A 21,706-nucleotide genomic window follows, 5' to 3' on the forward strand; every position below is an offset into this window, starting at 1 on the left:
GCCGGACCGGGCCCGGACACGCGGGCGGCGCGGCCCCCTCCTGGGAGCCGCGCCGTCCGGGCGTGCTAGAGGTACTGGCCGGTGTTGGCCACCGTGTCGATGGAACGGCCGGCCTCGGCGCCCTGCTTCCCGGAGACCAGGGTGCGGATGTAGACGATCCGCTCGCCCTTCTTTCCGGAGATGCGGGCCCAGTCGTCGGGGTTGGTGGTGTTGGGCAGGTCCTCGTTCTCGGAGAACTCGTCCACGCAGGCGGTCAGCAGGTGGTTGATCCGCAGACCCTTCTGCCCGGTCTCGAGGAACTGCTTGATCGCCATCTTCTTGCCGCGGTCCACGATGTTCTGGATCATCGCGCCGGAGTTGAAGTCCTTGAAGTACAGGACCTCCTTGTCACCGTTGGCGTAGGTGACCTCCAGGAAGCGGTTCTCCTCGCTCTCGGTGTACATCCGCTCGACGACCCGCTGGATCATGCCCGCGATGGTGCCCTCCCGGCTGCCGCCGTTCTCGGCGATGTCGTCGGGGTGGAGCGGGAGCTCGGGGATGAGGTACTTCGAGAAGATGTCCTTGGCCGCCTCGGCGTCCGGCCGCTCAATCTTGATCTTGACGTCCAGGCGGCCGGGCCGCAGGATCGCCGGGTCGATCATGTCCTCGCGGTTGGAGGCGCCGATCACGATGACGTTCTCCAGGCCCTCGACACCGTCGATCTCGGACAGGAGCTGGGGGACGATCGTGTTCTCGACGTCGGAGGAGACGCCCGAGCCGCGGGTCCGGAAGATCGAGTCCATCTCGTCGAAGAACACGATCACCGGGGTGCCCTCGGAGGCCTTCTCGCGAGCCCGCTGGAAGACCAGGCGGATGTGCCGCTCGGTCTCACCGACGTACTTGTTGAGAAGCTCGGGACCCTTGATGTTGAGGAAGAAGCTCTTGCCCGATTGGCCGGTCTTCTCCGCGACCTGCTTGGCCAGGGAGTTGGCGACCGCCTTGGCGATGAGCGTCTTGCCGCAGCCGGGCGGGCCGTACAGCAGCACGCCCTTGGGCGGGCGGAGCTTGTGCTCGCGGAAGAGGTCGGCGTGCAGGTAGGGAAGCTCGATCGCGTCCCTGATCTGCTCGATCTGCCGCATGAGCCCGCCGATCTCCTCGTAGGAGATGTCGGGCACCTCCTCCAGGACGAGCTCCTCCACCTCGGACTTGGGGATGCGCTCGTAGACGTAGCCCGAACGCGGCTCCAGCAGCAGCGAGTCGCCGGCCCGGATCGGCTGGTCGAGCAGCGACTCGGCGAGCTTCACCACCCGCTCCTCGTCCGCGTGCGAGATCACCAGCGCCCGCCTGCCGTCCTCGAGGAGCTCCTTGAGCATCACGATCTCGCCGACGTCCTCGAAGCCGAGGGCCTCGACGACGTTGAGCGCCTCGTTGAGCATCACTTCCTGGCCGCGCTTGAGCGCCTCGACGTCCACCGCCGGGCTGACGTTCACGCGGAGCTTGCGGCCGCCGGTGAAGATCTCCACCGTGCCGTCTTCTCTGGCCTCCAGGAAGATGCCGAACCCGGACGGCGGCTGCGCCAGCCGGTCGACTTCTTCCTTGAGGGCGACAATCTGATCCCGGGCTTCCTTGAGGGTCGCCACCAGGCGTTCGTTCTGCGCGGTGACGGCCGCCAGATTCGCCTGCACCTCATGGAGACGCTCTTCAAGGACCCTGGCCTGCCGGGGAGACTCCGTCAATTTCCGCCGTAGCGCGGTGATCTCCTCCTGCAGGAAGGAGACCTGTGTTGTGAGGTCAGCGACCTCCCGTTCGCGCTGCGCGGCTCGAGCCTCAGCGTCGTCGCGAGCTGCCACGCCGTCACCTCCTTCCCAGTCGAGACCGACTACTCAAGACCCTACCCATCTGAGAGGTGTCCGTTACCTGACCGAGCAGTGTTCGTGTGGCTACTCTAAGTGTTCAGTGATTAATCCCTTATGGTGTGTTTAGCAGTGAGAGCAGGAGAACACGGTGTTCTGTTCCCGTGTCATACCCCTGAATATGTCGTGACCGAATCGTCATGCAGCAGCTGCCGCCGAACTGTTATACGACGGACGCCTGACCGGCGGATGCCGCAGACTCCTCGCCATACGCCCCCTTCGCCGGACGCCTGCGGCGGGGCGGGGGTGTCACCCCGTCCGCCATGCGCCGGGCGGTGACGAGGAAGCCGGTGTGGCCGACCATCCGGTGGTCGGGCCGTACGGCGAGCCCTTCGACATGCCAGTCGCGAATCAGGGTCTCCCACGCGTGGGGCTCGGTGAAACTCCCATGCTCGCGCAAAGTCTCGACCGTGCGGGACAACTGGGTCGTGGTCGCCACGTAACAGCAGATGACCCCGCCCGGGGTCAGCGCCTTGGCGGCGGCGTCCACGCACTCCCACGGGGCGAGCATGTCGAGGATGATCCGGTCGACGTCGACCTCGTCGAGCGCGTCCACGAAGTCGCCCACCACCAGGCGCCACTGGTCCATCGGACCGCCGTAGAACTTCTCCACGTTCTTGGTGGCGACCTCGGCGAAGTCCTCGCGGCGCTCGTAGGAGGTGACCTTCCCCTCCGGGCCGACGGCGCGCAGCAGGAAGCACGTCAGCGCGCCGGAGCCGACGCCGGCCTCCACGACGCGCGCGCCCGGGAAGACGTCCGCCATGGCGACGATCTGCGCCGAGTCCTTCGGGTAGATCACCGCCGCGCCGCGCGGCATGGACAACGTGTAGTCGGCCAGCAGGTGCCTGAACGCCAGGTACTGGGTGCCGCCGGAGGAGCGCACGACCGATCCCTCAGGCCTGCCGATCAGGTCGCTGTGCGGGATGAACCCCTTGTGCGTGTGGAAGACGCCGTCTTCCTTCAGCGTCACCGTGTGGCGCTTGTTCTTGGGGTCGGTGAGCTGAACCTGATCCCCGGCCTGAAACGGCCCATGCCTGCGAAAACCCATGCCCGCAAGGGTATCGGCGCGCGGATGCGCCCGGTCCGTTCCGCCGGGCGGGGACCGCCCGGGACGGGGAAGGGCGGAAGGGCCGGGGAAACGGCCGGGAGACGGGCTGGGAGACGGGCCGGGAAAGCGTTCGCCTCCTCCCCCGCCCGCTTGATACCACTGGGGCATGTTCCCCAGAGAGACCATCCCGGCGGGTCCCGTCGTGCTGCGCGGGCTCACCCCCGGCGATGCCGGCGCGATCGTCCGCGCCTGCGCCGATCCCGAGATCGTCAGGTTCGTCCCGGCCGTGCCGGTGCCGTACACCCGGGACGACGCGTCCGCCTTCCTGAAGTCCTCCGAGCGGGAGTGGGAGGCGGGGGGCGCGGTGTTCGCCGTCGCCGACCCGGACACCGGCGCGTGGCTGGGCAACATCGGGCTCAAGCCGCCCGGCCCGCGCGGCGCCGTCGAGATCGGTTATCTGATCGCGCCGTGGGCGCGGGGACGCGGAGCGGCCACCGCCGCCACCCGGGCGCTGACCGAGTGGGCCTTCTCGCACGGGACCCACCGGGTGGACCTGCTGGCCGGTGTGGAGAACCTGGCCAGTCAGCGGGTCGCCCTCGCCGCCGGGTTCACCCGGGAGGGCGTGCGGCGCGGGGACGAACCCCTGCGCGACGGCTCCCGGGGCGACCTGGTGTCCTTCGCCCGGTTGCGCACCGACTCCGGCGAGCGGATCCGGCCGTACCTGCCGCCGCTGCCCGGCGGGGCGCTGTCCGACGGCGTGGTACGGCTGACGCCGCTGACCGCCGCGGACGCCGCCGACCGCCTCGCCCTGGAGAGCCTGCCCGACGTCATGGCGCACCACGTCCCGCCGGGGGCCCCGGACCCGGCCGAGAACGAGGAGTTCTGCCGCGAGGCGGGCATGCTCTGGCTGGCGGGCTCCCGGGCCGAACTGGTGATCCGCGACGCGGCCGACGGCGCGTTCGCCGGGAGCATCCAGCTCGCCATGGTCATCCCCCCGCTGGGGCAGGCCATGACCGGCTACAGCCTGCGGCCGGAGTTCCGCGGCCGGGGCCTCGCCACCCGGGCGGTGAACCTCCTGGTGGAGTGGGCCTTCACCAGCACCGCCCTGGCCCGCGTCGTCGCCGGCACCGACCCGGGCAACACCGCCTCCCACCGGGTGCTGGAGCGGGCGGGCTTCACCCGCGACGCCGTCCTGCACGGGTTCCTGCCCGGTCCCGGGGGCACCCGGCGCGACGACCTCCAGTGGTACCGCCTCCGCCCCGGGGGTGGCCAAACCGGATTCTGAGGGTGATACTCCAAATCGCGCCACCCTCCGCCCGATGCCACCCCCCGGCCGGGCGCCCGATTCGACGGAAAGAGGGACTGGATGAGCATCACCCATCAGATCGGCCTGGGCTCCGGTGCCGCGCTCCGGTGCGGCGTACCGGGAGACTCCCTGGGAAGCCTGATCGAGACCTTCGCCGGGCACGATGCCGACGACCTGGTCGCACAGGTCGTCGCCGCGGCGGCGACGGTGTGCTCGACCGGCTACGCCGGGCTGGTGGAGGTCGATCCGGTGGAGGAGAGCGCCGTCCCGGTCCACGTGCACGCCCCGCCCGGCGACCCGCTGCGGGTACGGCGCTGGCTGCGTGACGGCACGGTGCTCAAGACCCTGGCGACCCGCTGCCGCCCCGTCCTCCTCCCCCGGGACTCCGCCCTGGGACATCCCGGCTTCCTGGCCGTCCCGGTGCCGCTGGCCACCATCGGCCAGGCGTACCTGTGGGTGGCCGGGCGCCTGTTCGACCACCGGGACGAGGACCTGCTGGTGCGCTTCGCCACCGCCGCCGGGCGGGCCCTGGAGGCGGCCCGCGGGTTCGAGGCCGCCACCCGGATCCTCCGGTCGATCCACGCGTTCAACGCACCCCGCCCCGGGCCGTGACGCCCGGGGCCCTCTCCCCGGTCGTCCCGCCCGGGCCCGGTCCGGCGGCCGGCCGTCCGGCGACCGCCGCTAGTCGGCCCCGAACTCGGCCCGCAGGCGGGCGAAGGCGGCGTCGGTGCCCTGCAGCGCCCGGTCGATGTCGTCGTCGGTGTGGGCGGCCGAGATGAACCAGTTGTGCCAGGGGTGGAGGTAGACGCCCTCCTCCAGGCAGGCCGCGGACCAGAACATGCCCTTCTCCAGGGTGGCGTCGCCCTCGAAGGAGAGCCAGGGGATCTGGACCGGGCCGGTCTGGCTGACCGTGAAGCCGTGGGCGGCGGCCTGCGCGGCGAGCCCCTGGCGCAGGCGGGTGCCCGCGCGCTCCATGAGGGCGACCCCGTCGATGGCGTGCAGCGTCTCGATGGTGGCCTTCGCCGCCGCCATCGCGGCGGCGTTGAACCAGAACGAGCCGGTGGAGTAGATCGTCTGAGCCGGGGCGCGCAGGGAGTCCACGCCGGTGACGGCGGCGATCGGGTGGCCGTTGGCCATGGCCTTGCTGAAGGCGTACAGGTCGGGGCGGACGCCCAGGGTCTCCCAGGAGCCGCCCAGGTCCAGGCGCCAGCCGCCGCGCACGTCGTCGATCACCAGGGCGGCGCCGATCCGGTCGGCCAGCGCGCGCAGCCCCCGGGCGAACTCGGGCGTGGCGAGCTCCTGGTCCTCGAAGGAGTCGTGCTTGAACGGCGTGACGATGATCGCCGCGACGTCCGACCCGCCCGGCCCCTCGGCCCCGGCCGCGGCGGCCTCGGCACCGGCCAGGTCGTTGTAGGTGAACTCGATCAGGTCGGCGCGCTCGCTGGGGGTGGTCCCGGCCAGGCTGGGCGTGCACCAGGGGTCGGCGCCGTGGTAGGAGCCGTGGGCCACCAGGACCTTGGTCCGGCCGGTGGCCGCGCGGGCGACCATGAGGGCCTGGGTGGTGGCGTCGGTGCCGTTCTTGGAGAACATCACCCAGTCGGCCTGCGGGATGGTCTCGACCATCAGCTCCGCGAGCTCCACGAAGACGGGGCCGGGGCCGTTGAGGCAGTCGCCGGTGGCGAGCTGGGCCGCGACGGCCTCCTCCACGGCCGGATGGCGGTGGCCGAGGATGATGGGTCCCCAGGAGCACATGAGGTCGACGTACTCGCGTCCGTCGGCGTCGAACTGACGGCAGCCCTCTCCGCGCGTGAAGAACTGGGGGTAGGCGGGACCGTGCAGGGCGGCGTTGAGGTGACCGTACATGCCGCCGGGAACGACCTTGGCGGCGCGGTCACGCAGACTCGCATCGATTGACATTTCTGGAATTACCACCTTTCGCGCTTGCCCCGCGACCGGGGCTGGACGCGCATCCGGACAGGAGGGCGGGCAGCGGCCGTTTTTCAGAGAAGGGAGCGGTCGAGGCCGTCCAGGCCCGCGTCGGAGCCGAGCCCTCCGGCGACGCGGGCCGCCACCGCGGTGCCGAGCCGTGCGGCGCCGAGCACGTCCTCGCCCCCGGTCAGACCGGCGATGAACCCGGCGCAGTAGGCGTCACCGCAGCCGGTCGTGTCGACCACCGGGACGTCGAGGGCGGGCACGCGGGTGCTCCCGGAGGCGGTCGCCACCAGGCTGCCCTCGCCGCCCAGCGTGACCAGCACGCCCCGCGGCCCCTCGGCCAGCAGTTTGGCCGCCGCCTCCTCGGCCCCCGCCGCCCCGCTCATCATCAGCGCCTGCTCCTCGTTGGGCAGGAGATAGTCGACATGCGGGAGAAAAGCCCGCGCTCCCTGCATCAGGTCGGGCATGTTGGACAGGAGGTCCATCGTGACGACCGTTCCGCCGGCCCGCGCCTCGTCCAGGAGGGCGAAGAACCCGGCATCGTGCAGCCCCCAGGTCACGTCCATGCCGCCCAGGTGCAGGACCTCCGCCGCCTTGATCCGGGCGGGGTCCAGGTCCGCCGGGGACAGGACGAGGTTGGCGCCGGGGACGTGGAAGGAGGGGCGGCCGCCGTCCGGCCTGATCGGCAGGATCGAGGCGGCGGTCTGCTCGCCGGGCTTGCGGACGATCCCGCCGACGTCCACCCCGTGGCGAGCCATGATCATGAGGAGGAAGTCGCCGAGCTCGTCGTCGCCGGCCGCCCCCGCCGAGGCGACCTCGACGCCGAGCTTCGCCAGGGCGACCGCGGTCCCGGCCGCCGCGCCCGCGGCGGTGATCCGGATCTGCTCCAGCAGATGGGTGTCCTGTCCGGCCGGGATCGACTCCACGGGCCGGGCGAGCACGTCCACGATGTGCACCCCCAGGGTGACGACGGTCATGGCGAGCCCTCCTCATGTCTTGACGGTCTTGAGCGGATAATAGACGGGCGTCCGAATACCATGTCAACGACTGCGCCGAGGAGGAAAGGGAAACGTGCCGAAGATCGTCAACCACCGGGAGCGCCGCGAGGAGGTCGTCGAGGCCGCTCGCCGCGTCATCCTCCGCGACGGCATCGAGGCCGCCACCACCAGGGCCATCGCCAGAGAGGCCGGCTACTCCAACGGCGTGCTCACGCACTACTTCGCCGACAAGGACGACATCATGTTGTCGGCGCTGCGCTCATCGCACCGGCGCATCGTGGAACGGCTGCGTGCCAAGCTCTCCGGCCGCGCCGGGCTGGCCGCGCTCCGCGAACTCCTCCTCGACAACCTGCCGCTGGACGACGAGCGCGTCCAGGAGAGCGGCCTGGAGGTGGGCTTCTGGAGCCGGAGCCTGACCAGCCCGGACCTGCTGGCGGCGCAGCGCGCCGAGGCCGGGCAACTGCGCTACCTGGTGCGGAGCCTGCTCGGCGCCGCCGCCGACACGGGTGAGATCACGACCGCCGAGGACCTCGACGACGTCACCGAGCGGCTGCTCGCCCTGGTCGACGGGCTCAGCCTGCACCATCTCCTCTATCCCGACCGGGCCGGCGCCGGGCGGCTGGAGCGGCTCCTCCACGCCGAGCTCGACCGGCTCCGCGACCCCGCCGCTCCCGCCGACGCCACCGCGACCGCCGGGAGCACGGGAACCCCCGCGACCGCCGGGAGCACGGGAACCCCCGGGACCGGGGACGGTCGCGCTCCCCGGGACGCCCCTCAGGACAACAACGCGTAGATCCGGTCGGCGACGCCCCGGGCCGTGGGCCGCTTCGCCACGTCGCCGATGCAGGCCCCGACCAGCTCGGCCAACTCCGGCTCCAGACCGGTGTGGACGGAGGGCGCGATGCTGTTGATCTTCCGCAGGGTCAGCAGCGGGTCGTGGACGGGGAGCTCGCCGTACAGGCCGGCGCCGCTCGCCGCCCAGTGCAGCGTCGCGCCGAGCGACCACACGTCCCCGGCCGGGGTGGGGGGCTCCCCCCGCAGCAGCGCCGGGTCGACGAACTCCACCGACCCGATCCCGCCCATGCCCGTCACCGTCGCCCCCGGCGTCAGCACCTGGGACAGGCCGAGGTCGGACAGCTTGCCCCCGGTCTCGGTGAGGAGCACGTTCCCGGGGTTGATGTCGCGGTGCACGATGCCCTCCTCGTGGAGCGCCTGCGCGGCGTGCGCGGCGCAGGCGACCGCCCGCATCGCCCTCTCCCGCGACACCGGCCCGGCGGGACGGCCCAGCGAGCCGCCCGGCAGGTACTCCATCGAGTAGTAGAAAACCCCGCCATGCCGTCCCGCGTCATAGAGCGTCACAAGGTACGGCGAGCGCACGGCGGCGAACGCCTTCAGCTCACGGGTGGCCCGGCGGAACGCGTCGGTCCCGGTGCCCCCGACGAGGACCTTCACCGCGACGAACTCGGCCTCCACCGGCAACCGCTCCGGTTTCCTGGCGAGGTAGAACTCCCCGTGGTTCCCCTCTCCCAGCGACCGGACGAACTCGTAGTCGGCGATGCCCTCCACCGGCGGTCTCCCTCCACATCTCAAGCTCCCTCGCGGCGGCTTCCCGCACACGGTAACGTCACCATGACCATTGTCGGGGGTTTCCTTCACTTCCGGGAGGCGTGCGCTCCGGTGCTCCACATGGACATCCTGCTGCTCGATCTGGTGATCGTGCTGGCGGCCGCCCGGCTGTTCGGGGCCGTCGCCAGGCGGCTCGGGCAGCCACCGGTCGTCGGCGAGATCCTCGCCGGCATCCTCCTCGGCCCCACCCTGCTGGGACCGCTGCTGGGCGACACGCTGTTCGGCGCGGAGATGAAGCCTCCGCTGCAGGCCCTGGCCAACGTCGGCCTGGTGCTGTTCATGTTCGTCGTCGGCCTGGAGCTGGACCAGAAACTGGTCCGCGGCAAGGGCCGGATCGCGGTGACCGTCGCGCTCGGCTCCACGGTGGTGCCGTTCGTGCTCGGCTGCGTGCTGGCGCTGTTCATCGCCGGCGAGCACGTCGGCGGGGACAAGACCCTGCCGTTCGTGCTGTTCATGGGGGCGGCCATGGCCGCCACCGCGTTCCCCGTGCTGGCCCGCATCCTCACCGACCGCGGCATGCAGCGCATCACCCTCGGCGGCCTGTCGCTGGCCGCCGCCGCGGTGATCGACGTGCTCGCCTGGACCGTGCTGGCGGTGGTGGTGGCCGTGGCCGGGGCCGGGGACGCCGAGGGGCAGTGGAAGGTCTTCCTGGCGCTGCCGTACGCGCTGGTGATGTTCCTGGTGGTACGGCCGCTGCTGGCCCGGCTGGTGCCCGCCTACGAGCGGGCCGGGCGGCTGACGCCGGGGCTGCTCTCGCTGGTGCTCACCGGCCTGATCGCCTCCGCCTGGGTGACCGAGTGGATGCATGTGCACTTCATCTTCGGCGCGTTCCTGTTCGGCGCGGTGATGCCCAGGGAGGGCGCCGAACGGCTCACCCACGAGATCCTGGAACGGCTGGAGCAACTGGCCGTCCTGCTGCTGCTGCCGATGTTCTTCGTGGTGGCGGGGCTCAACGTGAACCTGCGGGTGCTGGACCTGTCGAGTCTCGGCACGCTGGCCGCGATCCTGGCGGTGGCCATCGGCGGCAAGCTGCTGGGGTCCTACGCCGGCGCGCGGATCCAGCGCGTGCCCGCGCGGCAGTCATGGGCGCTGGCCGTCCTGCTGAACACCCGGGGGCTGACCGAGATCGTCATCCTCACCGTGGGACTGCAGAAGGGCGTGCTCGACAACGAGCTGTACTCCCTGATGGTCGTGATGGCCCTGGTCACCACCGGGATGACGGGTCCCCTGCTGCGGAGGATCTACCCCGACCGCCGGGTGGCCCGCGACATCGCCGAGGCCGAGCGGGCCGCGCTCGGCACGACCGCCGCCCACCGGGTGCTGGTCGTGGTCCCCGGACCGCCCGCGGGGCAGGGCCCGCTGGTGGATCTGGCCGCCACCCTGGCCCGTGCCGCCACTCCCTCCGAGGTCGCCCTCGTCCATCTGCGTCCCTACCCGCAGGGCCGGCTGGAGGTCGGCACCGGCCTGTCGTCCGAGCTCGCCGAGATGGCCGAGACGCTGCACGAGCTGGAGGTCCTCGCCGACACCGCCCGTGCCCAGGGCTCGCAGGCCCGGGTGGTGAGCCGGTTCGCCGGCGACGTCGCAGCCGAACTGCCCGAGGTGATCGCCGGGGCCGAGCCCGACCTGCTGGTGCTGCCGGCGGACGTGCCCGGCCACGCCGCGCTCCACGCGGCCGCCACCTGCCGCGTGGTGACCGTCCTGGCCCCCGAGCAGCCCGAGGCGGCCGACTTCGGGACCGGGCCCGTCGCGGTGCGGCACGGCTCCGACGCCGCCACGCACGTGGCGCTCATCATCGCGACGGTCCGGGAGCGGCCGCTGGTCATCACCGGCGGTGGCCGAGCCTCCTCCCTGGCCCAGCGGCTGGCCCGGCTCGGCGTGGAGGCCACCGCGGGTGAGGCCCCGGCCGGGGCGCTGGTCGTCGCGCCCGGCGACGGGACCGTACCGCCCGGAGCGCACCTGCTGGTCCGCGCCGAGCAGGACGCCGACCCGGTCGACTGGGCCGCGGCGGTCGCCGCCCTGCGGGTCCCCCATCAGGCGCCCGTGTCCCCGTCCTGACCCCGGAAGCCGACGGCCCGAGGCCGGAGCGGAGCCCGTCCCGGGCCCTGACCGAGGGCATGCCCGGCACGGCCGGACCCCGGGGTGCGGCGCGCGCCGCACCCCGCCGGACCCGGCTCAGCTGTTGCGGTGCGACTCGTAGCGCATCGTGCGCGAGACGCCGATCCGCACGGTCGTCCCGGGCATGATCGTGACCGGCTCGTTCGGCGGGATGTCGTAGAAGTTCTGGTCGCCGGGCGGCTGGATCTGGGTGCCGTTGACCGATCCCAGGTCGACCAGGTTGACGTCCCAGCCGTCCAGCGCCACCCGCAGGTGGCGGCGGGAGACCGAGCCGTCGGGGCTGGTGACCTTGGCCGGCCGGACCGAGCCCTCGGCCACCTCGGGGGCCCGCTCGGGGTCGCGGCCGAGCAGGTAGTCGGTGTCGAGGCGGAGCGTCATCCCGTCGTCCAGCAGGAGCACGCCCAGCGGCGGGCGCGGCCCCTTGTACGGTACGAGCGTGCGCTGCACCAGCGCGATGCCGCAGACCGCGCAGTAGGGCACCCGCGGGTCGTTGAAGTGGTCGTTCTTGCAGTCCACCCCGTAGACCAGGGGCCGCGATTCGGGCTCGGGCACGAGGTCGGGCGCGGTCTGCGAGGGACCGGGCGCGCCGGGGCCGAGCAGCTCGTACTCGAACGAGTCGTTGCGGGCGTCGATCGGGTCGCCGCCGATCCCGTTCGCCCGGGCCGTCTCCACGTCCTCGTGCGGCGTCACGACCGGGGCGGGACCGGACATCGGCCCGGGGGCCGCCGGCAGGGGCTCGGAGTTCCAGCCCTGCTGCGGGTAGGGGTTCGCGGGGCTGGAGGGTCCCAGCGGGTACGGCGGCGCGGGCGGCGCGTCCATCGCGTGCGCGGGCCGCTCCATCGGCGGCGGGCCGGGCTCCACCGGCGGCGGCGCCCAGTCGGGGACCTGCGGCGGGCCGGACGGGGCCGGCTGCTCCGCGGGCCGGTGCTGCTCGGGCGCGGGCGGCGCCGGCGGAGCGGACGGCACGGAAGGCAGGGAGGGCATCGAGGACGCGGGGGGCAGGGAGGGCGCGGGGGGCAGGGACGGCTCCGCCGCGTGCTGCGCCCGCTGCGCGGGGGCCTCGGCCGCGGGCCTCGACTGCGGCAGGGCCTCCCCCGCCTGGGACGGGTCGCACTCGACGCCGCCGCCGACGATCACGCCGCTGTCCAGCCGGGTCAGCCGGTTCGCCGCCCCGGTCTCGGGCAGGCGCAGTTCGACCCGGGTGACCGGGCCCGGCACCAGCCGGTCGGACCAGGTGAGGGCGTCACGCCCGGCGAGCCGGACCTCCCCGCCCGAGCCGGTGACCGACGCGAACGCCGGGCCGCTGACCAGCACGGCCACTCCCCCGGCCACAGGACCGGCGACGGCGCACGCCACGGGCTCGCCCATCATGGCCGCCAGCACCTGCGCGACGCGGCGGGCCAGCGCCCGTCCGTCCCCGCCCGAGGCCGCGGTCTCCCGCACCGCCCCCAGCAGGTCCTCCGCCACGGCCTCGGCCGCGTCGCACACCAGCAGCAGCCCGCCCACATGGGCGACCAGCCCGTTGCCCGGGATCGGACGCACCACCCCGAAGCCCTGGTCGGTCACAGAATTCTCCCTCCGCGGAAACGCCACCGGATGAACGGGACCCTCATCGGACCGTTCGCCACCAGCCACATCGATACCCAGACGACGGTGAAGTGCGTCCAGAAAGTGGCCGGTGAGATCGGATCGATGAAATCAACCGCACCGGACCGTAGCAAAAAGTACAGCAGAAGGCCTTCAGGAACGAGCGTCAGCAAACCGAACGAAGTCGGCCAGTCCTTCTCCCACCGGAACTGCATGAGGAAGTGGTAGAGCAGCTCCCAGCCGATTCCCAGCGCCCCCACCGCCACCAGGACCAGCAGGCCGGTGACGTAGCGGTCGCCGAGGGGCGCGCCGGTTCCCGGCACGAGGGGCATGACCAGCAGGGTCATGACCACGCCGACGGTGGCGAGCAGGAACAGCCGCGTCTGGATACGCCCGATCAGGGTCGGAACCATGGGAACGAACTCCTTACACCGGCGAGTTGAAGGCCCACTTGAACCACTGCGCGGTCGAGCGCAGCGGCCCCATCTTCCGTACGAACCCGCGCCTGGCCAGGTCGTCGGCGATCTCCTGGGCCGCGATCTGCAGTCCGAGGAAGGTGTCGACGCCCGGGAAGTAGCCGCCCAGGGTGGCCGAGCCGGAGGCGTAGAGCGCGCCGTCGCCGCTGGCGGTGCCCTTCACCTCGAAGTGGCGCTCCACCTCCAGCCGGCCGACCGGGTTGCGGTAGGCTCCGCCGTGCTGGAGCAGGTCCGCGAAGACGCGGTGCTCGGCGATGTCCGCCTCCAGCCCCGTGCAGTCGATGATGTAGTCGGCGACCGGCTCCCGTACGATGCCGTCGTTGCTGCGCACGTAACTGACCAGCCGCCCGTCGGGAGTGGGCTCCACCCGGTCCACCGTGCCCTGGACGGCGTGGTAGTAGCCGCCCGCGCGCCCGGCGCGCATCTGCTCCTGCCAGCGCCGCCGCTTGGGGGTGTTGGTGCCCCCCATCTCCTTGTACTTGGCCGCCCGCTCGGCGCCCTCCAGCTTGCGCATCTCCGCCTTCAGCTGGCCGCCCCAGACCGACTTGGGGTAGTTGAAGCCCTGGTAGGCCCAGCCGTCGCCGCCCTTGCGCCGGGCCCAGATGTGGGGGCCGTGGGAGCCTGTCACGAAGGTCCGGAAGATGTGGATGATCTGCGTCTTCAGCCCGTACTTCTCCCGGTCGTCGAACAGGCGCTGCAGCACCCGGGAGGCCACGATGCCGCCGCCCCGGATGACCACCGTGCCGGGCCGGGTCTTGAGGAACTCGTAGACCTGCTCGTGCGGCTCGTAGGCGTTGACGACGTGCTGGTAGTCAGAGTATTTCGTACGGAACTCCTGCAGGTCGGGCAGGAACTTCAGGCCCGGGTAGCCGACCGCGATGTGCACGAACCGGGAGCGGAAGACGATGCGCTTGGTGGGCGCGGCGCCCTCCGGCGGGGTGACCACGGTGAAGTAGCCGCCGCCGTTCCTCTTGCGCACCATCCGGACCTGGCCCTTGACCAGCATGTCCCAGTAGCGGATGCGCTTGGCCTCGCGCTCCAGGTTCTCGAAGACCGTCCCGGCCCGCGGCGTCCAGTAGTCGTTCAGGATCGGCTCGGTGAACAGCTGCCACAGGTAGACGGGGTTCTTGTCCTTCCACGCCTCTTCGAGGGCGTAGGAGGGGAAGCCCCAGATGTTGTCGGGACGGGAGGAGGAGTCGGAGCGGATCCGTTCCGAGCGGGGGATCTGCGAGCACCGGGTGAGGAACTCGTAGGTCTGCCAGGGGTGGTCGATGTTGGAGACGACCTTCATCTGCTCGGTGGGGACCCCGTATATCCTCAGGTAGTCGAGGGTCACGAAGGATCCGATGCCCCCTCCCACGGTGAGGAAGGGCACGTCGTACATGGGGATCCCGGCTGCGGCGACCATCTGGTCCGTCCACTGCGGGGTCCCGAGGAGTTCGGGTGTGAGATCGCCGGTCTCGACCGGCTTTCGGGGGGCTGCCACTGTTGATGAGTCCCTAACTGCAGGGCCAACCGGTTCGGTTGACCAGAACACTAGTCTCAAGAACGCCCCGGAGACGAGGGGGCGGACCGCATGGCCTTCCCCCCGTGCACCGGCGCGTCCCCGTCACTTCCCGTGCACCCGTTGAGACGCCCGAGAGCCCCGCCTGGTTCGCTCACACTCCGGTGAACAGCCGGTTCACATCCGCGGTGGCGAGCACGCCGAAGATCTCCCCCCCGCGCTCGACGAGGAGGTACTCCCCGGCGGGGGCCTCGCGCATGGCGTCGATCAGCGGCTCCCCCCTCAGGTCGGCGGCGAGCACCAGGGACGGTTCGAGGCTGCGCGCCAGCGAGCCGACCGCCACCCAGGGACGGCGTCCCTCGGGGGTGGCCTCCACCGCGATCTCGTTGACGATCCCGGTCGGGCGGCCCTCGTGGTCCACCACGACCACGGCCCCCGCCTGCGCCTCGTCCTTCCGGCGCAGCGCCTCGGCCAGCGGCACGTCGGCGGTGACCACGATGGCCCTGCGTGCCAGGGCCCGCGCGTCCACCTGGGGGATGCGGGCCCGCACCCGGGCCACGCGCAACGCCTGCGTGGCGCCGAACCAGATGAACGAGGCCAGCAGCATCGACCAGATGAGCGTCTCCCAGCTCGGATCCTGCCCGCTCATCAGCGCCAGCACGAGGGGCCAGGCGACCAGCAGGACGGCCAGGCCGCGGCCCGTCCAAGCCGCCGCGACCGTCCCGGATCCGGGGTTGCGGGTGAGCTTCCACACACCGGCGCGGAGCATGCGCCCGCCGTCGAGCGGCAGGCCGGGCAGCAGGTTGAAGATCCCGACGATCAGGTTGGCCAGCCAGAGCTGGAGGGTCAGGACACCCACGATGGTGTACGGGTCCATGAGCTGGTAGACCCCGAAACCGGCGCCGGCCAGCCCGAGGGAGAGCAGCGGCCCGACGAAGGCCACCATGAACTCCCGGCCCGGCGTGTCCGGCTCGCGCTCGATCTCCGAGACGCCCCCGAGCAGGTAGAGCGTGATGCGGCGGACCGGCAGGCCGTACATCTTCGCGACCACGCAGTGGGCCAGCTCGTGCAGGAGCACCGAGGCGTACAGCAGCACGGCGAAGGCGAGCGCCACGAGATACGACAGCGGCACGCTCAGCCCGGGCAGCTGGGAGGCGACCACGCGCTGGAAGGTGAAGGTGATGAACGCCGCCACGATGAACCAGGTCGGCGAGACGTAGACCGGGATGCCGAACGGCCGCCCCATGCGCAGGCCCGGATTGTCCCGGCGCGGGCTCTCGCTGCTCACCGCTGGCTCACCACTCCTCGACATGCTCGGCTTACCGGCCTCCGGGCCCTGAAGTCCTTCAGATCCCGGATCTCCGTCTTCCCGATCCCGATGCTACGCGCCCCCGTACCGGCTCGGCTGCGTCGTGCGGCCACTCCGGGCGCGAACTGTCGCCGGGGTGACCTACAGTGCGGACATGTCACTGACCGAGCCCACGATCATCGGAGCGCTGTCGCCGTCCCGCGCCGGTGACTTCATGACGTGCCCGCTGCTCTACCGGTTCCGGGTGATCGACCGGCTCCCCGAGCCGCCGTCGCCCGCCGCCGTGCGCGGCACGGTGGTCCACTCGGTCCTGGAGCGCCTCTACGACCTGCCCGCCCCGGCGCGCACCGTGGCCGCGGCCCTCGACCTGCTGGAACCCCAGTGGAACCGGCTCCTGGAGGAGGAGCCGGCCTACCGCGACATGTTCACCGGGGAGGAGGACCAGGCCGCGTGGCTGGCCCAGGCCCGCGGCATGCTGGAGCGCTACTTCATGCTGGAGGACCCCAGCCGCCTGGAGCCCGCCGAACGGGAGCTGTACGTCGAGGCGGTGCTCGACAGCGGCCTGATGCTGCGGGGCTACATCGACCGGCTGGACGTCGCGCCCACCGGCGAGGTCCGCGTGGTCGACTACAAGACCGGCAGCGCGCCCGGGCCCTCGTTCGAGGCCAAGGCCCTGTTCCAGATGAAGTTCTACGCGCTCGTGCTGTGGCGGCTGCGCGGTACGGTGCCCCGCCTGCTCCAGCTGATGTACCTCGGCGGCGGCGGCGAGATCCTCCGCTACGCCCCCGACGAGGCGGACCTGCGCGCCACCGAGCGCAAGGTGCAGGCCCTGTGGCGGGCCATCGAGCGCGCGCTGGACACCGGTGAGTGGGTGGCCCGCCCCAGCCGCCTGTGCGACTGGTGCAACTACAAGGAGCTGTGCCCGGAGTTCGGCGGCACGCCCCCGCCGCTGCCGGAGCGGCAGCCGGGCGACACGGTGCGCAGCACCCGGCGCACCCCCCGGGCCGCCACCGACGAGATCTGAGCCCCGGTCCGCCGCGGGGTCATCCCCCGGGAGGAGGAGGATTTCCCCCTTCAGCAGGGTGGTGCCGAGTACCGGACGCCTAAATTGATTGTGTGCGCAACACCCTCGGCGGCCTGCGACCCCGGCTCCGCGACCGTCCCATGATCACGGACGCGGTCCTCGCGACGCTGCTGACGGCCGCCGCGGTCCTGTTCGCCCACGGATCCGCCCCCGCCGGGGCCCCGCCGGGGCCGGGCGGGCCCACCGGGACGGCCCTGGCCCTGATCACGGCCGGGTGCCTGGCGACGGCGCTGCGCCGCCTCCGCCCGTTCCTCGTCCTGTGCCTCGTCGTCCTCCTCGACGTGGCGCTGGCCGGCCTGTCGCACAGCGGCTCGCTCTGGCTCGCCACCCTGCCGCTGATCTACACGACCGCCGCCCACCGCGGCCTCGCCCTCAGTCTGTGCGCGCTCGCGGTGACCTTCTGCGGGCGGATCGTCTCCGCGATGGTCAGAGGCGACCTCGGCGACTGGACCGCCCACCTGCTCATGGCCGCGCTCACCGTGACGCTGTGGTCGATCGGCCGGAGCCTGCGCCTGCGCAGGGCCTACCTGTCGGAACTGCGCGACCGCGCCGAGCGCATGGACCGGGCCCGCGAGGCCGACACCCGCGCGGCCAGGGCCGAGGAGCGCTCCCGCATCGCCCGGGAACTGCACGACGTGGTCGCCCACCACGTGAGCGTGATGACCGTCCAGGCCGCCGCGGCCCGGCGGGTGCTGGCCAGCAACCCCGACGGGGCCCGCGAGGCGCTGTCGGCCATCGAGGAGACCGGCCGGGCCGCGATGGCCGAGATGCGCAACATCGTGGGCGTGCTCCGGACCGGCCCCGCCGTACCCGCCGAGCGGGGGCCGCAGCCCGGCCTGCGGGAGATCGCGTCGCTGGCCGAGCAGATGCGCGAGGCGGGCCTGCCCACGTGCCTGCGGTTCGAGGGCGGCGGGAGCGCCGAGGCGACCCCGGACGGGGTTCCGCCGCTCCCGCCGGGCGTGGACCTGGCCGTCTACCGGCTGGTCCAGGAGGCGCTCACCAACAGCCTGCGGCACGCCGGGGAGGGCGCCAGCGCCTGGGTGACCGTACGGCACGAGCCCGGCGAGCTGACCGTCCACATCGAGGACGACGGCCGGGGCCCCCGTGCGGCCCGGGCCGCGGCGGCCCGGAACGAGGCCGTCCAGGGCGAGGCCGGCGGCGCCGCCGACCGCGGCCGGGCCGCCGCCGAACGGATCGGTCACGGATTGGTCGGCATTCGCGAACGGGTCGCCCTCTATGGTGGAATCCTGAGGATCGGCCCGCGTCCCGAGGGCGGATTCGAGGTAAAGGCCCGGTTCCCTCTCAAGGACTGACGCGATGACGATCAGAGTGCTGCTGGTGGACGACCAGCCACTGCTGCGCACCGGTTTCCGCCTCATCCTGGAGGCCGAGCCGGATATCACCGTGGTCGGCGAGGCCGGTGACGGCAAGGCCGCGCAGGACCAGTCCCGGGCGCTCCTCCCCGACGTGGTGCTGATGGACATCCGGATGCCCGGGGTGGACGGCATCGAGGCGACCCGCCGGATCGCGCGCGAGGCCGCCGCCGGCGCCCACGTGCCCCGCGTGCTGGTCCTGACGACCTTCGATCTGGACGAGTACATCGTCGAGGCCCTCCGCGCCGGGGCCAGCGGCTTCCTGCTGAAGGACGTCCCGCCGGACGAGCTGGTCCAGGCCATCCGGGTGGTCGCCGCGGGGGACGCCATCGTCGCCCCGAGCGTCACCCGGCGGCTGCTGGACAGGTTCAGCACCCGCCTGCCCGCGGCCAGCCCGCAGTCCGCCCCCGCCCGCCTGGACCGGCTCACCGAGCGCGAGCTGGAGGTGCTGCGGCTGATCGCCCGCGGCATGTCCAATGCGGAGATCGCCGCCGAGCTGGTGGTGAGCGAGACGACGGTCAAGACCCACGTGGGCAACGTGCTCACCAAGCTGGGCCTGCGCGACCGCGTCCAGGCCGTGGTCCTCGCCTACGAGACCGGCCTGATCACCCCCGGCGCCATCCCGTGACCCCGTTCCGGCGCGCCTGCGGCGCGTCGGCGCCGGATCCGGCACGGGCGCAAACCGTTGGCGCGGGGAGCGGACGGTCATCGAGAATCTCCGCACGGCGGAACCGCCGGAACGCTGATGACCTTTGGAGAACCGCGACGATGACGATCCGTGAGCTGACCCTTGACGACCTGGACGCCTGCCTGGACCTGGCGGGCGGTCGCGGTTGGGGACGGGAGGAGCGCAAGTGGCGGTTCCTGCTGGAGGGCGGGGAGGGCTACGGGATCACCGATCCCGCGGGCGGGCTGGCGGCCACGGTGATCCTGACCCGGTACGGCTCCGGTGCGGCGGCCATCAGCATGGTGCTGGTGTCCGAGCGGTACGGCAGGCAGGGGCTGGGCGGGCGGATCGTGCAGCACGCGGTGGAGCGGGCCGGCGGGGCGACCGTGTTCCTGAACGCGACCTCGATGGGGCGCCCGCTCTACGAGCGGCTCGGTTTCCGGGTGACGGGCGCGGCGGCCATGCACCTGGGCGTCTTCACCGGGCGGGCGGCCGGGGCCTCCCGCGTGGCCGTACCCGGGGATCTGAAGGAGATCATCGCTCTCGACGCGGAGGTCACGGGCGCGGACCGGTCGGAGACCCTGGCGAGGTACGCGGACTTCGCCGCGGAGATCCGGGTGATCGGCGACGGCCGTGAGATCACCGGCTACGCCGGGATGTGGCACAACCTCACCAACACGGTCATCGGACCGGTGATCGCCCCGGACACCGCCGCGGCCCGGGCGCTGATCTCCGATCTCGCGTCCCAGGTGGACCGCCCGGTCCGGGTGGAGGTCGGGGAGGACCGCCCGGAACTGGCGGCGTGGCTGGACGGCCACGGCGTGACGGCGGGCATGCGGACCTCGGACATGGTCCTGGGCGGCGGGCCGCTCCCGGGTGACCGGGGCCGCTTCTTCGCCCCGATCATGTCGGCGCTGGGCTGAAGACTCACACGATCGGCACCGGCGCCGGGCCGATGCGCGTGCGATCACAGCGGTATCCGCCGCGCGCACGCGGTCGCGCCGGTGCCGGGCTGAGACATACCGGCCGCGGGCAACCGTTCCGCAACCGTTCCGCTACCGGCTGTGCCACCCGCGGGTGATCCCATGGACCTCCCGTCGTACGAGTGCCCCGGCCTTCACAGCCGGTGGTCGCGGCACCGCCTGGACACGAGGCCATGAACCCTTCACTCACCCCACCCGCGCCCGCGCCCGTACCCGCGCGGGCACGTGCGCGACGACGCCGGCCTCCCGCATGGGTCTCCTGGCTCCTCATCGGCTCCGCCCTGTCCGGGCTGCACTTCGCGCTGCCGGCGCTGGGCGCGTCCAGCGTGTCGCAGGCGGTGGTGTACTGCCTGGCCAGCGCGGGCGGCGGGATCGCCATAGCGATCGGGATCCGGCTGTGGAGACCCCAGGCGGCCTCCGCCTGGTGGTTGTTCGCGGCGAGCCAGGCGATGTTCACCGGCGGCGACGTCTCCTACTACACGCTCACGCTGCTCGGCGAGGAAGCCGACTACTCACTGCTGCCCAACGTCCTCTATCTCCTGCAGTACCCCCTGCTGGGACTGGCCCTGATGGTGTTCTCCAGAAGGCGCACCCCCGGGCGCGACATCCCCGCCGTGATCGACGCGTCGATCATCACGGTCAGCGCCACCCTGCTGTACTGGATGTTCCTGATCGGCCCCATGATGTCCACCTCGGACATGCTCCCGATGGAACGGCTCGCCACGGTGGCGTTCCCGGTGATGGACCTGCTGGTGCTGACGGTGGCGCTGCGCCTGATGTTCGGCGGGGGCTCGCGCGGCTGCTCGTACTATCTGCTGCTCGGCTTCCTCTGGCTGGTCCTGCTGGCCGACAGCTTCTACGGGATGCAGACGCTGGTCGGCGACTACATCCCCGGCAGCTGGGTGGACGCGATCTGGCTGGCGGGCTACATATTGCTCGGCGCCGCCGGCCTGCACCCGTCGATGGCGCGGCTGGGTGAGCGGCCGCAGCGGCACCGGCCGGCGGACGCCACCGGTTACCGGCTGGTCCTCCTGGCGAGCGCGACCCTCGTGGCCCCCATGGTCCTGGTCGTGCAGTACTTCCAGCGGGGCGATCTGAACCTGCTGGTGGTGGCCTGCGCCTCGGCCGTCCTGTTCCTGCTGGTGGTGGCCCGCATGGCGGGGCTGCTGGCCGCCCAGCGGCGGCTGGCCGCGACCGACGTGGTCACCGGCCTGAGCACACGGCGCTCGTTGCAGGAACGGATGACGCGCGAGGCGTCCCGGATGTGCCGCCGCGGCGCCGCGCTGGGACTCCTGCTCGTCGACGTGGATCACTTCAAGCGGGTCAACGACACCTACGGGCATCCGGCTGGTGACGAGGTCCTCGCCGAGACGGCCCGGCGCATCAGTGCCTCCTGCCGCTCCCAGGACCTGCCGGCCCGTTTCGGCGGCGAGGAGTTCGCGGTCCTGGTCCCGCAGATCACGACCGAGGAGCTGGCCCGGCTCGCCGAGCGCATCCGCGCCGCGGTGGCGGCCGAGCCGGTGACCGTCGAGGGAGCCCTCCACGTGTCCGTCACCGTCTCCGTGGGCGGCGCGACCATGCCGCTGCACGCCCGGACGGTGGAGGGTCTCGTCCAGACGGCGGACGGCGCGCTGTACGCGGCCAAGCACTCGGGCCGGAACCGGGTCCTGATCGGCCACGTCACCGGTGGGACCGGTTCCGCGGACCGCCGGTTCCATCCGGCGGCCTGAGCCGTCCCGAACCACCTGAACCGGCCCGAACCACCTGAACCGGCCCGAGCCATCCCGAACCACCTGAACCGGCCTG

At 72.2% G+C, this 21,706-nt stretch carries 18 protein-coding genes; 9 read left to right on the top strand and 9 right to left on the bottom strand.

The features are described 5' to 3' along the window. Positions 1-65: 65 nt before the first annotated feature. Both arc and IEZ08_RS06390 read right to left on the bottom strand, forming a co-directional pair. Positions 66-1,829 (bottom strand): proteasome ATPase, encoded by a 1,764-nt coding sequence (gene arc, locus IEZ08_RS06385; protein ID WP_068924003.1) that lies wholly within the window; start codon positions 1,827-1,829, stop codon positions 66-68. Between the two features lie 226 nt (positions 1,830-2,055). Beyond that, entirely contained in the window at positions 2,056-2,940 is an 885-nt protein-coding gene (locus tag IEZ08_RS06390) for a tRNA (adenine-N1)-methyltransferase (RefSeq protein ID WP_068924004.1), read from the bottom strand. A gap of 166 nt (positions 2,941-3,106) precedes the next feature. Between IEZ08_RS06390 and IEZ08_RS06395 the strand changes: the two genes are divergently transcribed. Both IEZ08_RS06395 and IEZ08_RS06400 read left to right on the top strand, forming a co-directional pair. Next, positions 3,107-4,225, top strand: a complete 1,119-nt coding sequence (locus IEZ08_RS06395) for a GNAT family N-acetyltransferase (RefSeq protein ID WP_189241833.1) — start codon at positions 3,107-3,109, stop codon at positions 4,223-4,225. Between the two features lie 81 nt (positions 4,226-4,306). Beyond that, on the top strand, positions 4,307-4,858 hold the full coding sequence (locus IEZ08_RS06400; protein WP_068924006.1) for a hypothetical protein: 552 nt from the start codon (positions 4,307-4,309) through the stop codon (positions 4,856-4,858). Positions 4,859-4,927: 69 nt separating this feature from the next. Here IEZ08_RS06400 and IEZ08_RS06405 read toward each other — a convergent pair whose 3' ends face one another. Continuing rightward, positions 4,928-6,163 carry an aminotransferase class III-fold pyridoxal phosphate-dependent enzyme gene (locus IEZ08_RS06405; protein WP_068924007.1) on the bottom strand — a complete coding sequence of 412 codons (1,236 nt, stop codon included), beginning with the start codon at positions 6,161-6,163 and terminating at the stop codon, positions 4,928-4,930. 83 nt (positions 6,164-6,246) lie between these two features. Then, on the bottom strand, positions 6,247-7,155 hold the full coding sequence (locus tag IEZ08_RS06410; protein WP_068924008.1) for a carbohydrate kinase family protein: 909 nt from the start codon (positions 7,153-7,155) through the stop codon (positions 6,247-6,249). Positions 7,156-7,249: 94 nt separating this feature from the next. On the opposite strand from IEZ08_RS06410, the gene IEZ08_RS06415 reads away from it, so the two are divergent. Further along, positions 7,250-7,969, top strand: coding sequence for a TetR/AcrR family transcriptional regulator (locus IEZ08_RS06415; RefSeq protein ID WP_189241834.1), 720 nt, complete (start codon positions 7,250-7,252; stop codon positions 7,967-7,969). Here the strand turns inward: IEZ08_RS06415 and IEZ08_RS06420 are convergent. Further along, a complete protein-coding gene (locus IEZ08_RS06420; RefSeq protein ID WP_068924009.1) occupies positions 7,951-8,742 on the bottom strand; it encodes a serine/threonine-protein kinase in 792 nt (263 codons plus the stop codon). The genes IEZ08_RS06415 and IEZ08_RS06420 overlap by 19 nt on opposite strands. Before the next feature lie 63 nt (positions 8,743-8,805). Here IEZ08_RS06420 and IEZ08_RS06425 point away from each other — a divergent pair, with 63 nt between their 5' ends. Continuing rightward, the gene (locus IEZ08_RS06425; RefSeq protein ID WP_084780214.1) at positions 8,806-10,857 is read left to right on the top strand and encodes a cation:proton antiporter; all 2,052 of its coding nucleotides are present in this window, start codon (positions 8,806-8,808) and stop codon (positions 10,855-10,857) included. A gap of 117 nt (positions 10,858-10,974) precedes the next feature. On the opposite strand, the gene IEZ08_RS40190 is transcribed toward IEZ08_RS06425, so the two are convergent. The 4 genes from IEZ08_RS40190 to IEZ08_RS06445 all read right to left on the bottom strand — a co-directional run bounded on the left by IEZ08_RS40190 (position 10,975) and on the right by IEZ08_RS06445 (position 15,730). Continuing rightward, positions 10,975-12,483 (bottom strand): FHA domain-containing protein, encoded by a 1,509-nt coding sequence (locus IEZ08_RS40190; protein ID WP_068924011.1) that lies wholly within the window; start codon positions 12,481-12,483, stop codon positions 10,975-10,977. Next, positions 12,480-12,917, bottom strand: coding sequence for a hypothetical protein (locus tag IEZ08_RS06435; protein ID WP_068924012.1), 438 nt, complete (start codon positions 12,915-12,917; stop codon positions 12,480-12,482). Before IEZ08_RS06435 ends, IEZ08_RS40190 begins: the two co-directional genes overlap by 4 nt. Positions 12,918-12,930: 13 nt before the next feature. Next, a complete protein-coding gene (locus tag IEZ08_RS06440) occupies positions 12,931-14,466 on the bottom strand; it encodes a hypothetical protein (RefSeq protein ID WP_068924013.1) in 1,536 nt (511 codons plus the stop codon). Positions 14,467-14,638: 172 nt separating this feature from the next. After that, the gene (locus IEZ08_RS06445) at positions 14,639-15,730 is read right to left on the bottom strand and encodes a site-2 protease family protein (protein WP_141704417.1); all 1,092 of its coding nucleotides are present in this window, start codon (positions 15,728-15,730) and stop codon (positions 14,639-14,641) included. Between the two features lie 217 nt (positions 15,731-15,947). Here IEZ08_RS06445 and IEZ08_RS06450 point away from each other — a divergent pair, with 217 nt between their 5' ends. The 5 genes from IEZ08_RS06450 (at position 15,948) to IEZ08_RS06470 (ending at position 21,630) form a co-directional block, all read left to right on the top strand. Beyond that, positions 15,948-16,817: a RecB family exonuclease gene (locus tag IEZ08_RS06450; RefSeq protein ID WP_068924015.1), complete on the top strand. Its 870-nt coding sequence runs from the start codon at positions 15,948-15,950 to the stop codon at positions 16,815-16,817. 92 nt (positions 16,818-16,909) lie between these two features. Next, positions 16,910-18,190, top strand: coding sequence for a sensor histidine kinase (locus IEZ08_RS06455; RefSeq protein WP_084780216.1), 1,281 nt, complete (start codon positions 16,910-16,912; stop codon positions 18,188-18,190). 4 nt (positions 18,191-18,194) lie between these two features. Then, positions 18,195-18,878, top strand: coding sequence for a response regulator (locus IEZ08_RS06460; protein ID WP_068924016.1), 684 nt, complete (start codon positions 18,195-18,197; stop codon positions 18,876-18,878). A 140-nt stretch (positions 18,879-19,018) separates the two neighbouring features. After that, positions 19,019-19,840, top strand: coding sequence for a GNAT family N-acetyltransferase (locus IEZ08_RS06465; RefSeq protein WP_189241835.1), 822 nt, complete (start codon positions 19,019-19,021; stop codon positions 19,838-19,840). 233 nt (positions 19,841-20,073) lie between these two features. Next, positions 20,074-21,630, top strand: a complete 1,557-nt coding sequence (locus tag IEZ08_RS06470; RefSeq protein ID WP_068924018.1) for a GGDEF domain-containing protein — start codon at positions 20,074-20,076, stop codon at positions 21,628-21,630. Positions 21,631-21,706: the final 76 nt, after the last annotated feature.

It is taken from the genome of Planobispora rosea (genome assembly GCF_014648175.1).
Taxonomy (GTDB): Bacteria; Actinomycetota; Actinomycetes; order Streptosporangiales; family Streptosporangiaceae; genus Planobispora; species Planobispora rosea.